The organism is Paenibacillus segetis (assembly GCF_014639155.1).
GTDB classification, from domain to species: domain Bacteria; phylum Bacillota; class Bacilli; order Paenibacillales; family Paenibacillaceae; genus Fontibacillus; species Fontibacillus segetis.
Genome location: NZ_BMFT01000001.1, coordinates 433,361 through 446,615, shown reverse-complemented (window position 1 = coordinate 446,615; position 13,255 = coordinate 433,361). Strand labels below are relative to the sequence as shown.

The following is a 13,255-nucleotide window of genomic DNA, read 5'->3' as shown; positions in this document are numbered from 1 at the left end:
AAACTCCAGCATTTTAACTTCAAAACGACAATTTACATGGAGAAATTCCTGTTAGATTGCCTACACTAAGTAGGCCAGTCACATTAACTGGAGGAATTCCTGTTATTCATGTTCCGTGTTTCATGCCCTCTGGATGATCCGATCTGGACAATCGAAAAATGCTGCCTCATTATACAGAGGGTCTGCATTAACTAACAGCTCGAAGGGGCTCCTCGAACATTTCAATGAAATGTCGATGGAGCCCCTTCTCTACACTTATTATTCTGCTTTAGGTAAAGTTACCGAAATGGAAGTTATTATTATTTTTGGTTTTTCGTTATATTTAGGCACGGTGACTTTCAACTCATAATTACCCATTGGATAGACTAATGCATGTAGATCTTCATCCTCCGAAATGTCTTGATCCGTCCCCCCATACACATCGAAGATGTCTTGCCACGTCAAATAGTTGCCGTCTCCCTGTGGATCTAGCGAACTATCACTAATACGAATTTCATTTACAACGTCATCCTGTCCCACGAAAAAATCAAAGAACCCTTTGTTCTTTCCAGATGAGTAGGTCACATACAGGTGTTCGGAAGATGCGGACTGGTCAGGTTCACCCCAAGCCTTAATTACCTCATCAATCCGTGTTGTACCGACGACAAAGTCTTCTGCACCCTTAGCTTTTCCCTTCTGGGCTAGCTCCTTTATCTCAGTTAACAAAGTAACATGACTATCAGCGGTATCTAGTTGTTTCTCCGCTTGAACCTTCTTATCAGAATTATTTGTGTTAGAACTGTTCGTTGTAGTATCGTCTGTCTCCGAAGACAAAGTCGGTTCAGCTTTTGTACATCCTGAAGTCGCCAGTGCAATTAAGATGAGTGTTGTTGGAACTATAATCGTCCAACGATAGGATCCTTTGTTCCGTTTGGTTAACATAATCATTCTCCTTAATAAACAGACGTATAACAATAAGACGATAAAAGCGCTAACATAGTTACGTTCCCAGCGACCGTTTCATAGAAAATTTTGAAGAATTTGTCTCCGACTTCGCGCATTCAATTGAGGTAAATAGTGGATAATATTTAGGGCATTCGTCTCGGATTCCAGCTGTATCCTTGTTTTATACCCAAGATTGTCGAATTTAAGTATAAACTCTCCTCTATTTTGTCGAACGAAGCTGAAAAAATGTCTACGCTGTGCTACAATATTAAAATTGTAAAAGGTATTCTTTTGGGGAGGTTTATCGAATCGCCATGCTTATCATAGGTATCGCCGGCGGCACTGGATCCGGTAAAACAACAGTGGCTCGTTCCGTTATAGACAATCTAGGATCGGGAAAAGTTACATTTATCTCACAGGATAACTATTATAAAGATAATCCACACCTCAGTATGGCTGAACGCGAATTGATCAATTATGATCATCCGTTTGCATTTGATAACGAACTGCTGATTGAGCACCTTGGCAGTCTGAAGGATGGTCAAACCGCATATGCTCCGGTATATGACTTCACGGTACATGCTCGCTGCAAAGACAAATCGGTAGAACTAAAGCCAAACAATATTGTCATAATCGAAGGGCTTCATGTATTGTCTGACGAAAATCTCCGCGAGATACTTGATATCAAGGTATTTGTCGATACCGATCCCGATGTACGTATATTACGTCGGACACTTCGGGATATCGAGGAACGTGGACGTTCGATTCAGTCGATACACAATCAATATTTAACTACGGTAAAGCCGATGCATGAGGCATTTATTGAGCCGTCGAAGAAATATGCTGATCTGATCATCCCTGAAGGTGGACATAATCAGGTTGGAATTCATCTACTGACTGTCTTGACAGAGAAATACTTGAATGGTGACTTAACACCCTCCAACCTATAAAAATAACAGCCGATTTCCTAAGTAGGAATCCAGCTGCATAAGATGAATTATTGGTGGTCCCAGCGACGCGTTGCGCAGCTGGGACCCTTATTTTTTTACTATGAGTTCACATAGTCCTGTTTGAGAATACTATACATCTCTAGATCAACAATTCCCTTGCCCGACCAGAATGAGGCTTGTCTTAATGTTCCTTCAAGAACAAAGCCATTTCTGAGCAACACCTTTTTGGAGATTTCATTAGCAGGCATTACCTCAGCCTGTACTCGATTCACGCCCACTTCCTCAAATAAGAAAGAAAGTAATCTGTTTAACGCGTGGCTAGCAATTCCTTGTCCCCAATACGTTTCCGCCAAGAAGTAGCCTATGGTGACCATGTTGACCTTTAGATTGAAATCGCAAGCTTCTATAATGCCTACCAACTTATCCTCATCATTCGAGGTAAATATCCCCCATTTAATCCTAGATCTCTTGCTATAATCTCTTTCAAAATGCCCGATCATCGACTTAACGGTTTCTTTATTATGTTTGGGTAAGATGCCGCAATATGCAAAGACGTTATCATTACTATAAATAGCATAAACCTCTTCAAGGTGACTAACATCGATCTGCTTCAGAATCAAATGCTCCGATTTCAGGATAGGGAATTGCTCAAATGCAATGTTGATCTCCATAACTTATCTCCTTGCCCTCAAATTCTTCTCTTAACAGGTATGTATAGATCGACTTTACATTTCCCTTCCGCATCCTTCGCAGGATCGTTCATACAGAATTCGAGGCAAGGTCGATCATCGGCATCATATTCGCTATTAGGCAGCCATTGAGCATATAGCGTCTGATATGCAATAGCCAATTTGTCGATGGTATCGTAGAACGAGTATACCGCGCACAGTCCACCTGCCAACCTTTTAAACTGGATATTCCCCTCTTCGCTCCTTAGAAATCCTTGTGGCAATGTGACGCATGCATCATAACGACAATGGTTCTCCTCCACCGCATGAGGATCGTCTAATGAAATGCCGATAAAATACTGATGTAAGGGAGACAGATCATGCCCAAATGCCCAGTTTCCTAACTCATTCCAAGCAACCTGAGTATCCAGGTAACTTCCCACATGCCTAACAAATGCTACTTCGTATTCAGGAATCTCTTGCATCGATATGTTCATATCCCAAATCCTCCTCAGAAAGTTACTTGTGTTCCTGTTATCATCGTAACGTAGAGGAGGAAATAACTCTTCTTGCTTCTTGCTAACCAATAATGAAATATTGCTATTCTTACTGAGTTCCGCTCTAACCTCACTTGGCGTTCTGTTAAAACGCTTCTTAAATGCCGCATTAAAGGTGATCACGGATTCAAACCCACACCATTGTGCAATATCTAGAATCGTTCTATGGGTCTCTGTTAAATAAGCTAAGGAGTTATCCAATCGGACCTGATTTACAAACGCAACGGGCGATACCCCCACTAGAGAACTAAATATTCGACTAAAATGGTATTTCGAGAAATTAGCCTGTTCGGCTAACTCGTCTAAGGTAAGACGCTCCGAGCTATGATCCTTAATATATTGAATGACCGTATTCACTCTTTCAACATAATCATGATTCATCCCCGTCACCAGTTGTTCGAGGCATGCTCGATAAAGGCGACCATATCTTTCACTTCGATGATCCTACCGTCATCGAGTACCGCAGTTCCTGTGAACGTTCCGAATAGCTGATGACAGCTATTACCCACAAATAAAAGCTTTGTTGCCGTAATTTGGTCATAGATAGGAGTAAACTCCATCTCAAATCGTCCATTGTCACTGCTTACTTGCTTCTTCGACATGTAACCTCCAGCGGACAAATCAAAGATGATCTCACCGAGCTTATGGGCCGCCCCGTCATAGAACAGCATATTCTCCGTTGCCGCAGAAGTATTCCCGAACCCGTGGCCGATGTTGAAGCCGAATCGCTTCCCATCCACGTAACAGCTCCCGTTCCCCCAATACCAATCATGGTGGAAAGGCCATACGCCCCTGCCCCAATCAAGCAAGCCAAACGCGCTGTCAGGTTCAAAACGGTACTCTTTGTCCCCGATAAGCACAGTGCCATGAGCTGGCATACAATTGATCTTGTGATTATAGTAGAACATCGCAGGATGCTCATCAAAAGGAGTCGCGATCACCATAGATGTTGGATCAGGTTGAGATAACTCGACATCGACAGAGATTGGAGGCGAGTTCTTGCCAGTTGCCTTGCAGATCAATCTCCGTCCTTCATCCGATACCTGAAACTCTATGAACATATTTTTCTGACGGTAGGTCAAATTTCCCTGCTCAGCCGAAGCTGGCATATGTAGCCGATTAAACGGAAGTACCAGCATTTTCGTAATTTCGTAGTGTTGTCCTGTAGCAAATTCAAATAACTTTACCGATACATTTCCCGCATAGGATACGTGCCCAATCGTCATTTGCAAGCAGAAGTCATCGTTTGCGACCTGATAGAAATCCCACTCTTTAATACGCCATGGCCGAGCTTTAATTGCAGCACGGTTATAGTTCAATACGGCTTGTGTCGAATACCCACGCTGCATTAGGCAACCATCGTCCCCGAGCAAATTCCCTGGTGAAGTGATCTGATTCTGCTCCATAACAACACCTCCAAATTAGTTGGATACAGATTGTTTGTAGAGATAATATCGACCTGTACCCAGTTGCTTCGCGCTATACATCGCTGAGTCCGCCTCTTTGAGCAGACGCGTCCGATCTACTTTCCCCGTACTTAACGTGATGCCGATGCTACCTGACACGAACAATTCATGCTGATCCAGTACATAGTTTTTAGTGATCTTCTCAAGAATAGTTACTGCAAGTCGTTCAGCTTCCTTTTGACCACAATTTTTGGAGATAATCACAAATTCATCGCCGCCAATCCGAAAGATGTGACGACGATTCTTCCGCGTAAATTGACTCAGGTCTGCCCCGACCTCTTTTAACAACATATCACCAACATGATGACCTAGACTATCGTTAATGGATTTGAAACGGTTCAGATCAAGAAAGAGTACCGCCAATTTCGGAGTTCCTTTACACCGGTCCCAAAAATCGTTCATCCCATTGCTGTTAAGCAGCCCCGTCAGTGAATCGCGATATGCTAAGTCTCTTAAATTAGCACTTTCCGCAAGCCTCGACCGAAGTAGGAAGGACAGCAGCAATAGTAATCCAATCGTAACAAGATAGACAAGCAGAGGATAAACAATTCCTGTTTCCACCTTGTTAGTCGTAGATAGCGATTGACTATTAAGTAAATGCATACACCAAATTCCTGCTCCGAGTAAGAGTCCCGTTAAAATACCCCGAACTACTTTTACATTTCTATTCTTACTTGCTACACCCCAGATTAATTTCTCAATTAGGATAACTACCAGTGCCGCTACAACTAAAGATAATACGGCAAATATATAGACTTGAAGCTCTTCCATTGCTACTTCCTCACTCCACATTGTAATAGTTATAAGATAGCTTATCATTATACAGTGACGAACTGAACAATTTCTTAACAAACATTTTTACGGGATTATTCAACACGGCAAATGAATTGCGGGTAGACTTAAAAAATTACCGTCGGTGAAGAATATCGCATGGGATCTTACGTTAACCTATAATATAAAAGAGCACATTCACTGGAGGTAATTATGACAACAAATATGAACATATCAAACGAAGCCCCAACCCCAAATGAATATCTTGAATTGAGAGCAGCAGCTGGATTAAGTCCAAAGGATTTACAAGCATCCCAAATTGCTCTGGGCAACTCTATATTCCTAACAACCCTAAGAGATTCTGATGATCAACTTATTGGAATGGGGAGAATTATTGGTGACGGCGGTTGTTTCTATCAAATCGTTGATATCGCGGTACATCCATCTAGACAAGGCCAAGGGCTAGGAAAACAGATTATGAGCGAACTTATGAATTATTTGGATAACAACGTACCAAGTAGAGCCTATGTAAGCTTAATAGCCGATGTTCCTGCAGATGAACTATATAAAAAGTTTGGGTTTGATTATACAAGCCCAAAATCAGTAGGCATGTTCAAAAAGTATTAGCATAATCAAAATGACCGACTCTGTGAAATAGAGTCGGTCATAAGGCTGATCATTGCTATTACTTAATAACTACATATTCCAAGTTAACAAGCTTTGCGTAAGCAATAATTTGGTCTGTTGTTAACGTTAATGAAACTACGGTATGGTGACCACCGCCATTTTCAATCCAAGCTTTAACCCCATCTTGGAAGTTTGGTTTAACGTTCCAAAGCACACGAGCTACTGGAAGGTTTGGAGCTGGAACCGTCGGCTCAAACGCAGAAACTTCGTTGATCAAAAGTTTGTAATGCGTGCCAAAGTCAGCCATGGAAACAACCACACCGTCTCCTGCTTTACCATCAAACACTAAACGAGCTGGATCATCTTTACCACCAATACCTAATGGAGAAACGATAAGTTTGGGTTTGTTGCTTGCCAAAGTAGGATCTACCTCAAGCATATGGGATTGAAGGATGGATTCTTGTCCAACCGTTAATTCATAAGTGTAGTCTTCCATAAAGCCAGTGGATTGGTTATGGCTCATCACTTTAAGCAAACGATCAAGTGCTGCCGTCTTCCAATCTCCCTCACCAGCAAAACCATATCCTTGTGCCATCAGACGTTGAACAGCAAGTCCAGGAAGTTGTTTCATACCATGTAAATCTTCGAAGTTCGTTGTGAAGGCATTGTAACCACCTTGATCAAGGAAACGTTTAATGGCGATTTCATAGCTTGCTTGTACTCTTACGCTAGCTTCCCAAGCTTCTTTGCTGTATGTACCGTAATCGAATTCATACAGCTCTGAATATTCAGCGAGTAATGCATCGATTTCTTCTTCCTTAACTTCATTAATCATTTGAACAAGGTCGCCAATACCAAAGTAGTCAACCGTCCAACCAAATTGAATTTGCGCTTCAACTTTGTCTCCTTCGGTTACGCCAACGTTACGCATGTTGTCACCAAAGCGAGCAACTTTGATGTTGAAGCTTTCATTATAAGCAACGGCTACGTCCATCCATTCTGCAATTTGCTTTTGAACTTCAGGGCGTTCCCAGTAACCTACAACCACTTTGTTTTGTTTGTTCAAACGTGCGTTAATAAAACCATATTCACGGTCACCATGTGCTGCTTGGTTTAGATTCATGAAGTCCATATCGATTGTTGCCCAAGGAATACTTTCATTATATTGCGTAGCTAGATGAAGCAAAGGCTTTTGCAGCATCTTTGTTCCGCGAATCCACATTTTTGCAGGGGAGAATGTATGCATCCAAGTGATGACACCGGCAACTTCGTCACGGTAGTTGACTTCTTTCATAATATTGGTGATTTTATCTGTGCTAACAGCCAAGTCTTGTAACACTAGTGGATAAGGCAGAACTCCGCTTTTATTCAAAGCATCTGTCATCGTTTGTGCGTGTGCTTTAACTTCAGCCAATGTTTCTTCCCCATAAAGATGTTGTGAACCTACGACAAACCAAAATTGTTTTGCTACTGCTGTTGACATATTCATCCTCTTTTCGTAATTTTATAGTTTGATTATTTTTGGCCGTAATAAGCGTCTTTTCCATGTTTGCGCAAGTAATGTTTATCTAAAATTCCCTGCGGTAATTCCTCTGCAAAATGATTCAAATCTCTGGCAAATAAATTCATTTTTGCTACTTCATCTAACACAACACTGTTCATTACCGCGGATTTTGCATCTTTTCCCCAAGTAAATGGTCCGTGTCCTTTAAGTAAAACACCGGGAACCGCCATAATATCTATCCCACGTTGTTCAAAGGTTTCGATGATTACATTACCTGTTTCCGCTTCGTAACCACGATCGATTTCTTCTTGAGTCAAGAAACGTGCACAAGGAATGGAGCCATAGAATGTATCGGCGTGCGTCGTTCCCATTACCGGAACATCAAGTCCTGCTTGAGCCCAGATGGTCGCCCAAGTGGAATGTGTATGCACGATCCCTCCGATTTCGGAATAATGCTTATACAGCACTGCGTGAGTAGGTGTATCGGATGAAGGCCTCATATCTCCTTCAACCACATTCCCATCTAGATCAACAACTACCATGTCGCTGGCTTTCATCGTCTCATAGCCTACACCGCTAGGTTTGATTACGAACAAACCACTTTCACGATCAATTGCACTTACATTTCCCCATGTATATTTAATAAGTCCTTGTTTTGGCAATTCCAGATTGGCTTGAAAAACCTCTTCTTTAAGTTGTTCTAACATCTTGCTCCCTCCATTCTCACACTAAATTGTCGACAGCGGATTGCTCAATCGCCAGGCCTTTTTTGTATCGTTCGATAAAGGTTTCAAATCCTTTAATGTCGGATTCATCAGGATGAATCTCTTCCCCCTTAACATCTTGGAACACCTTTTGATCGAGGAAGTCTTCCAAGCTTTCTTCCTGATTCTTGTTCTTCATGTAAGAGGCAAGAATAGCCATTCCCCATGCGCCGCCTTCTCCGGCAGTCGACATGACGGAAACAGGAACATTCATTGCGGCTGCCATCATTTTTTGACCAACTACTGGAGTCTTAAATAAGCCTCCATGACCTAAAATGCTATCAATAGCAACATTCTCTTCCTTCGTCAAAATGTCCATTCCAATTTTTAAAGCTCCAAATGCAGTAAACAAATGAATCCGCATAAAATTAGCCAGATTGAATTTGCTCTCCGGAGAGCGGACAAACAACGGACGACCTTGTTCTAAACCGGTAATATTCTCGCCTGAAAAATAACCATAGCTCAGCAATCCACCAGCATCTGGGTCTGCCTCCAAAGCTTTATTCAGCAGTACACTGTACAATTTATCAGCTTCTACCTTTTGTCCCATCGCTTCATAGAACTCGCGGAATAATCCGAGCCAAGCATTAAGATCGCCTGAACAGTTATTAGCATGAACCATCCCCACTGGACTTCCGTCTGGCGTAGTGACCATGTCGATTTCCGGATAAACCTTGGACAGTTCTTGTTCTAATACAATCATCGCAAAAATAGAGGTTCCTACCGAGACATTCCCGGTGCGCTTTCTTACGCTATTCGTAGCAACCATCCCGGTTCCGGCATCTCCTTCTGGAGAACACAGTGGAATACCTGCTTGTAAATCCAGGGATGGATCCAGAATTTTAGCTCCCGCTTCGGTTAATACACCCGCTTGCTCACCAGCAACATACACCTTAGGAAGAAGGTCGCTAGTCTTTAAGGTATAACCCTTGCTTGCAATAAGTTCATCAAACTGATGTATCATGGATTCATTATAATTTTGTATGGATTCATCAATCGGAAACATCCCCGAAGCATCCCCAACACCAATTGCTTTGTTACCGGTCAGTAACCAATGAATATAACCTGCTAATGTCGTAACATAACGTACCTTTGGCACATGTTCTTCTTTGGATAATATCGCCTGATAAAGATGAGCAATGCTCCACCGTTCCGGGATATTGAATTCAAACAGATCCGTTAATTCTTTGGCAGCCTTACCTGTTGTTGAATTACGCCAAGTCCGAAACGGAACAAGCAATTGATCTTGTTCGTCAAAAGCCATATATCCATGCATCATGGCAGAAAACCCGATTGAACCAACGGTTTGGAGAGTGAGTCCGTAATTTTGTTGAACTTCTTGCTTCATTTCGTGATAAGCGTCTTGCAGACCTTGGATTATGTCCTCTAAGTTGTACGTCCAAAAACCGTCCTTCAGCTGATTTTCCCATTCATAACTTCCAGAAGCGATCGTTTGAAAGCTATGATCAATAAGTACTGCTTTGATACGCGTAGATCCAAGTTCAATCCCCAGCGAAGTTTCTCCCTTAAGGATCGCTTCTTCGATGCTTAATCGATTCGATATCACGTTAGTCACCTCTCTGACAGCGCTTTATTATTAGGCCATGATAAGAATTTGTTTTCTTTATCGACAGCTTCAGTATATTTATTTGTACGTACATTTGTCAATAAAATAGTTATATATACCTACAAATATGGAGATAACACTAATTTCGGTCTATATTCTATGTAGACATATGCTCTTAAGATGCGAAATATTTACAATTTGACAAAAAAAAGAGCCCCTTTTTATTTATTTCGTAGTCATGCTATAATTTGTACATACAGCTTTATTGGATTTGTAAATATATAAGCGAACAAGTATAGAAAGAGGAATTACATGAAACCAAAGTATCAAGTGATTATAGATGATATAAAAAGCAAAATTCTTTCAGGAGACTATACTGTCGGGGAACAGATTCCTACTGAGTCTGCGTTGCAGTCCTTATATGAGGTTAGCCGACAGACTGTACGAAAAGCCATTTTAGAACTATCCAACGAGGGATTCCTGCGAAGCGAAAAGGGTTCTGGTACATATGTCAGCAACCAATATCGTTCAAAGACTGGTGGGAGTTCCCATAAGAAGACAATAGGCGTAATCACAACCTATATCTCAGACTACATCTTCCCCTCCATTATCCGCGGGATTGAAAGCCGACTGAATGAGGATAATTATTCTCTGCTATTGGCTAGTACCAATAATGATGTTGAACAAGAGAAAAGAGCTCTGGAAATGATGCTGTCCCAGGGTGTGGATGGTTTAATCATCGAACCTACAAAGAGCAATTTGTATAACCCCAATATTGCTTACTATCTATCGTTTAAGGAACAGGATATTCCGCTCATTATGATCAATGCTTTTTATGAAGAAATAGAGCTGCCTTACCTTTGCCTTGATGATGTGCAGTCCAGTTATCTGGCAACCAAAGAATTGATATCCAAAGGGCATAACCAAATTGGACTTGTTGCAAAAATGGATGATCTACAAGGAAAGTATCGAATGAAGGGATATATCAAAGCGCTCGAAGAAGCTAAATTGCGATTTTATCCTGAACAAATTTTTTCATTCAACACGGAGACTAAGCAGACGTTATCTACAAACTTGAAGGATTTCCTGAATAAAAATAGAGATACCCTCACTGCGATCGTCTGCTATAACGACGAGGTAGGTTTGGAAGTGGTCCATGCCTGCAGGCAGCTGGACATCTCAATTCCAGAGGAATTATCGATTATTGGCCAGGACAATTCCTATATCGCCAAGAATGCGAACATCAAACTTACTACTTTGACTCATCCCCAAGAAACGATGGGTCGTGATGCAGCGGATTGGGTCATCAAGAAACTACAAGGAAAAAAGGATCTACCCAACAGCACATATTATCAACCAGTTTTAATTGAAGGTGAAACGGTAGTCGAGAGATAAGAATAAATAAAATGACCGACTCCGTGAAATGGAGTCGGTCTTTCTTTAGCTTATCGTCAGCTCTCCTCATCCTGTTCAACGACATATCCCAGGATCGACAATTTATTATTCCAAAATTGTTCGTAATACGTAAGCCACTGTTTCAATTCAGCTAAAGGTTCTGGCCGCAACTGATAGATCTTCTCCCTGCCTTCCTTTCGTCCGCTCACTAACTCCGCTTCTGAAAGGATATGAAGATGTTTGGCAATCGCTGTACGAGTCACTTTGAAATGAGCTGTTATTTTTGAAATAGGCATTTCTTCTTCAGTAAGCAAGCGAAGTACCTCTCGCCGAGTTGGATCAGCTATAGCTTGAAACACATCATATTTTTCTGCGGATGAAGACATTTAGCCCTCGACCACCTTTGTAAACCTCTCATTTACAATCCCTACCCAGCCTTGGGCCATTTGATCGCGGATAATCGAGCTTTTCTGATTCGCCTTCGTAATCAATGTATCCGCATCTTTCCAACCACCATGAACCAAAGTAAACTCGGTCTTATCACCTAGCTCTTTGAGAATAAAAGATACAACCCAACCATCCGTATCCCATGTAAAAGAAAGCCGGTGTGGCGCATCAATCTCGATTACTTTACAAGGCGATGGACCAAAAGGCGACTGGATATGGAATTCATGTCCTAACTCCAGTTTGAAATCATTGGGCATAAACCAAGCTGCAATCCCTTCCGCAGTCGAAACCTTGTCCCATACTTTTTGAATGGAGGCTTTCACAATAACGGTTTGCGTAATATCTTCAAGTTGCTTCTGATTGTTTGATTCCATAATAATCTCCTTTGTCCTTGCGAATATGAAACCTTTTGGTTTCACTTCATTAATATATAACACCATTTGGTGTTATGTCAATTGGTAGTGTATCCAAGAAAGGTAATAATATTACGGGGCTACCTTGAGCCTCCATAAGTCAGCGATTGAACACAAATAAGCTGTCCAAACCGTCATCGATATGACTACTTGGACAGCTTATTCTATTAGGACATCCCCATTAATTATTCAAGACTTTACGAAGTAGAGTCTCTACATTTTGAGGACGTCTTCTTTTCATTGGCTCAACGACTACGACTTTTGCACGTTTTTGTTCTTCTTCATTTAGAATTTCGGGAGCATCATTCGATTCTATTAATCCAATGAGATCCATAATATGATTCTTATCTAAATGAGGGAACACCAACCCTTTATTGTTCTTACTTATGATGCCCACTCCAATACTTAATGTCCGCTTACCAAAAACGCGACAATAAACACTTTAATACATTTTTCGAAATTATTCCACAAAAAAACGCATCGTTCTATCATCCACTGATACTTCGAATCGTTCATTAATCACGGAAACTAATTTACATTGCATAAAATAATTAAATTTGTTAGTATAACTGACGACCGTTCGTTAATATCGAGGTGAAGTTATTGAAAAGTAAAGAAATTAAAGACATCGCTTTGAAATGTTTTACTACTCATGGGTATGAGGGAGCATCCCTATCGCAAATTGCCGATATGGTCGGTATGAAGAAACAGTCTCTCTATGCTCATTTCAAAGGAAAAGATGATCTATTTCTACAAGTGTTACAAGATGCCAAAAAGGCAGAAATCACATCGAAACTACAATATTTGAGTAAAGTGGATGCCCAAAGTCCCAAAACAGATTTATTAGGATATCTGCAATTGGTGATTGATTTGTTTCAAAAAAATGAGCAGTTAAAGTTTTGGCTGCGTATGTCTTTTTTTCCACCGCCTCATCTTGCTGCAGCGATTGATGAGGAAGTCACTGATTCGGAAAACAAGATTCAAACTGTCCTAGAAAGTAAATTTCAGGATTGGATCGGTGCCAAAGCCATCAGGGAAGACGCAGCCGTCATCCCTACTCTTGCTTTCTTAGGTGTAGTTGATTCGATCATGTTAGAGCTTGCTTATGGGAATAATGAAATACGTTTAAATGAGAAACTAAATGCCTCATGGACCGTATTTTGGAGAGGTATTTCACAGCAATGATTTTACAGAGAGAGGTA

The 13,255-nt window shown here is 41.2% G+C and carries 15 protein-coding genes; 4 read left to right on the top strand and 11 right to left on the bottom strand.

The window, feature by feature from the left end:
* Nucleotides 1-258 precede the first annotated feature (258 nt).
* Entirely contained in the window at nt 259-921 is a 663-nt protein-coding gene (locus tag IEW05_RS01890) for a DUF4309 domain-containing protein (RefSeq protein WP_188535270.1), read from the bottom strand.
* Between the two features lie 317 nt (nt 922-1,238).
* Between IEW05_RS01890 and udk the strand changes: the two genes are divergently transcribed.
* The gene (gene udk / locus IEW05_RS01885; protein ID WP_188535268.1) at nt 1,239-1,874 is read left to right on the top strand and encodes a uridine kinase; all 636 of its coding nucleotides are present in this window, start codon (nt 1,239-1,241) and stop codon (nt 1,872-1,874) included.
* 98 nt (nt 1,875-1,972) lie between these two features.
* On the opposite strand, the gene IEW05_RS01880 is transcribed toward udk, so the two are convergent.
* The 4 genes from IEW05_RS01880 to IEW05_RS01865 are packed head-to-tail and all read right to left on the bottom strand — an operon-like array spanning nt 1,973 to nt 5,336.
* On the bottom strand, nt 1,973-2,545 hold the full coding sequence (locus tag IEW05_RS01880) for a GNAT family N-acetyltransferase (RefSeq protein ID WP_188535266.1): 573 nt from the start codon (nt 2,543-2,545) through the stop codon (nt 1,973-1,975).
* 17 nt (nt 2,546-2,562) lie between these two features.
* Nucleotides 2,563-3,480: an AraC family transcriptional regulator gene (locus IEW05_RS01875; protein ID WP_188535264.1), complete on the bottom strand. Its 918-nt coding sequence runs from the start codon at nt 3,478-3,480 to the stop codon at nt 2,563-2,565.
* Nucleotides 3,481-3,485: 5 nt separating this feature from the next.
* Complete coding sequence (locus tag IEW05_RS01870) at nt 3,486-4,505, bottom strand: DUF2804 domain-containing protein (protein WP_188535262.1); 1,020 nt, start codon at nt 4,503-4,505, stop codon at nt 3,486-3,488.
* Between the two features lie 15 nt (nt 4,506-4,520).
* Nucleotides 4,521-5,336: a GGDEF domain-containing protein gene (locus tag IEW05_RS01865; RefSeq protein WP_188535260.1), complete on the bottom strand. Its 816-nt coding sequence runs from the start codon at nt 5,334-5,336 to the stop codon at nt 4,521-4,523.
* Between the two features lie 213 nt (nt 5,337-5,549).
* On the opposite strand from IEW05_RS01865, the gene IEW05_RS01860 reads away from it, so the two are divergent.
* Nucleotides 5,550-5,963: a GNAT family N-acetyltransferase gene (locus IEW05_RS01860; protein ID WP_188535258.1), complete on the top strand. Its 414-nt coding sequence runs from the start codon at nt 5,550-5,552 to the stop codon at nt 5,961-5,963.
* A gap of 58 nt (nt 5,964-6,021) precedes the next feature.
* On the opposite strand, the gene araA is transcribed toward IEW05_RS01860, so the two are convergent.
* The 3 genes from araA to IEW05_RS01845 are packed head-to-tail and all read right to left on the bottom strand — an operon-like array spanning nt 6,022 to nt 9,798.
* A complete protein-coding gene (gene araA, locus IEW05_RS01855; protein ID WP_188535256.1) occupies nt 6,022-7,446 on the bottom strand; it encodes an L-arabinose isomerase in 1,425 nt (474 codons plus the stop codon).
* Nucleotides 7,447-7,478: 32 nt separating this feature from the next.
* Nucleotides 7,479-8,174: an L-ribulose-5-phosphate 4-epimerase gene (locus IEW05_RS01850; protein ID WP_188535254.1), complete on the bottom strand. Its 696-nt coding sequence runs from the start codon at nt 8,172-8,174 to the stop codon at nt 7,479-7,481.
* Between the two features lie 16 nt (nt 8,175-8,190).
* Entirely contained in the window at nt 8,191-9,798 is a 1,608-nt protein-coding gene (locus tag IEW05_RS01845) for a xylulokinase (RefSeq protein ID WP_188535252.1), read from the bottom strand.
* 312 nt (nt 9,799-10,110) lie between these two features.
* Between IEW05_RS01845 and IEW05_RS01840 the strand changes: the two genes are divergently transcribed.
* On the top strand, nt 10,111-11,193 hold the full coding sequence (locus tag IEW05_RS01840; protein WP_188535250.1) for a GntR family transcriptional regulator: 1,083 nt from the start codon (nt 10,111-10,113) through the stop codon (nt 11,191-11,193).
* A 56-nt stretch (nt 11,194-11,249) separates the two neighbouring features.
* Here IEW05_RS01840 and IEW05_RS01835 read toward each other — a convergent pair whose 3' ends face one another.
* The 3 genes from IEW05_RS01835 to IEW05_RS01825 all read right to left on the bottom strand — a co-directional run bounded on the left by IEW05_RS01835 (nt 11,250) and on the right by IEW05_RS01825 (nt 12,450).
* On the bottom strand, nt 11,250-11,579 hold the full coding sequence (locus IEW05_RS01835) for an ArsR/SmtB family transcription factor (RefSeq protein WP_188535248.1): 330 nt from the start codon (nt 11,577-11,579) through the stop codon (nt 11,250-11,252).
* A complete protein-coding gene (locus IEW05_RS01830) occupies nt 11,580-12,014 on the bottom strand; it encodes an SRPBCC family protein (RefSeq protein ID WP_188535246.1) in 435 nt (144 codons plus the stop codon). It abuts the gene before it with no gap.
* 220 nt (nt 12,015-12,234) lie between these two features.
* Nucleotides 12,235-12,450: a hypothetical protein gene (locus IEW05_RS01825; protein ID WP_188535244.1), complete on the bottom strand. Its 216-nt coding sequence runs from the start codon at nt 12,448-12,450 to the stop codon at nt 12,235-12,237.
* 206 nt (nt 12,451-12,656) lie between these two features.
* Between IEW05_RS01825 and IEW05_RS01820 the strand changes: the two genes are divergently transcribed.
* The gene (locus IEW05_RS01820; protein ID WP_188535242.1) at nt 12,657-13,238 is read left to right on the top strand and encodes a TetR/AcrR family transcriptional regulator; all 582 of its coding nucleotides are present in this window, start codon (nt 12,657-12,659) and stop codon (nt 13,236-13,238) included.
* Nucleotides 13,239-13,255: the final 17 nt, after the last annotated feature.

Excerpts from the sequence above, each read along its gene's own strand:
- IEW05_RS01850 (WP_188535254.1), bottom strand. The coding sequence starts at position 8,174 with ATGTTAGAACAACTTAAAGAAGAGGTTTTTCAAGCCAATCTGGAATTG.
- araA (WP_188535256.1), bottom strand. The coding sequence starts at position 7,446 with ATGTCAACAGCAGTAGCAAAACAATTTTGGTTTGTCGTAGGTTCACAA.
- IEW05_RS01870 (WP_188535262.1), bottom strand. The coding sequence starts at position 4,505 with ATGGAGCAGAATCAGATCACTTCACCAGGGAATTTGCTCGGGGACGAT.
- IEW05_RS01835 (WP_188535248.1), bottom strand. The coding sequence starts at position 11,579 with ATGTCTTCATCCGCAGAAAAATATGATGTGTTTCAAGCTATAGCTGAT.
- IEW05_RS01860 (WP_188535258.1), top strand. The coding sequence starts at position 5,550 with ATGACAACAAATATGAACATATCAAACGAAGCCCCAACCCCAAATGAA.
- IEW05_RS01830 (WP_188535246.1), bottom strand. The coding sequence starts at position 12,014 with ATGGAATCAAACAATCAGAAGCAACTTGAAGATATTACGCAAACCGTT.
- udk (WP_188535268.1), top strand. The coding sequence starts at position 1,239 with ATGCTTATCATAGGTATCGCCGGCGGCACTGGATCCGGTAAAACAACA.
- IEW05_RS01880 (WP_188535266.1), bottom strand. The coding sequence starts at position 2,545 with ATGGAGATCAACATTGCATTTGAGCAATTCCCTATCCTGAAATCGGAG.
- IEW05_RS01875 (WP_188535264.1), bottom strand. The coding sequence starts at position 3,480 with ATGAATCATGATTATGTTGAAAGAGTGAATACGGTCATTCAATATATT.
- IEW05_RS01840 (WP_188535250.1), top strand. The coding sequence starts at position 10,111 with ATGAAACCAAAGTATCAAGTGATTATAGATGATATAAAAAGCAAAATT.
- IEW05_RS01890 (WP_188535270.1), bottom strand. The coding sequence starts at position 921 with ATGTTAACCAAACGGAACAAAGGATCCTATCGTTGGACGATTATAGTT.
- IEW05_RS01865 (WP_188535260.1), bottom strand. The coding sequence starts at position 5,336 with ATGGAAGAGCTTCAAGTCTATATATTTGCCGTATTATCTTTAGTTGTA.